Here is a 1,159-nt window from a genome sequence, read left to right as displayed (position 1 = left end):
GGAAGGTCTGAATAACTGCCGATATTCATCACCGCTCACTTGAGCCGAGAAAAAATCGAAAATTCAGACATTCTTCTCCCGTTCTTTGTGTATTTTTGCCCGTTTCCCGCTCATTGAGCGGAAAACGGGCGCAATCGCCCTATTCCCATAGGTATTTCTCACTGATCAGCAGGTTGCTGAACGCCGCCAGCAAGTGCAGGCGCTGAGTGTTTTTGGCCAGTCCACGATAGCGAGCCTTGCCATAACCAAAAACTTGTTTGATGTACCGAAAGGGGTGCTCCACCTTGGCACGGATACTGGCTTTGATTTTTTCGACTTTCTGTCGCCTGGCATCTAGCTGCTTGCGGGTGCCAGGCCGTTTGGCAATATACCAAGAGACATCGTTGCGGTGCTTGTGCTCGTCTCGTTTTTGAATACCAAGGTAACCGGCATCACCGAAGACGCGTTGCTCTTCACCGTGAAGGAGCTTATCGGCAGGCACAATGTCATGGACATTGGCAGCCGTGGTCTCAATGCTGTGAATCAACCCAAGCTTATCGTCGACACCTATGTGCATTTTCATGCCAAAGTGCCAAGAGCTACCTTTTTTAGTTTGGTGCATTTGCGGATCGCGCTCGCCTTTTTTGTTTTTGGTGGAACTAGGCGCAGAAATGATAGTGGCATCGACAATGCTCCCTTCGCGCAGCATCAGGCCATTTTTCTCCAGGTGGTTGTTCACTTCCTGGAACAGCACCTTGCCAAGGCCGTGGCGTTCCAGAAAATGGCGAAACTTGAGAATCGTGGTTTCGTCCGGCAATCGGTCCAGTTTCAAACCGGCGAATTGGCGCATGGACTCGATCTCGTAGAGGGCGTCTTCCATGGCCGGATCGCTCAGGTTGTAAAACAATTGCATGCAATGGACGCGGAGCATGGCAGACAGTTGATACGGAGGCCGCCCGCTCTCGCCCTTGGGGTAATAACGGGCTACCTTCTTCTCCAACTGCGTCCAGGGGATCAGCTTGTCCATCCGCTCCAGAAAGAGTTCGCGGTGGGTCTTTCGCTTCTTGTTCTGGTACTCGGCTTCTGAGAAGGTGATTTGATCCATGGCAGCACTGAATCCTATGCAGTTGACGATAGCCGTATTATCGCTGATGGCAGTGACTTTTTCAGAGCTTCCCTA

Annotated in this window: 1 protein-coding gene; it reads right to left on the bottom strand. The window is 51.4% G+C overall.

All coding sequences use genetic code 11. The features are described from left to right. Window positions 1–139: 139 nt before the first annotated feature. Window positions 140–1,084: an IS5 family transposase gene (locus CZ787_RS02460; protein WP_087105824.1), complete on the bottom strand. Its 945-nt coding sequence runs from the start codon at window positions 1,082–1,084 to the stop codon at window positions 140–142. Between the last annotated feature and the right edge of the window lie 75 nt (window positions 1,085–1,159).

It is taken from the genome of Halomonas citrativorans (assembly GCF_900163645.1).
Taxonomy (GTDB): Bacteria; Pseudomonadota; Gammaproteobacteria; order Pseudomonadales; family Halomonadaceae; genus Vreelandella; species Vreelandella citrativorans.
Note: the sequence above shows the minus strand (reverse complement) of the source record. Positions and strands in the feature narration are given on the sequence as shown.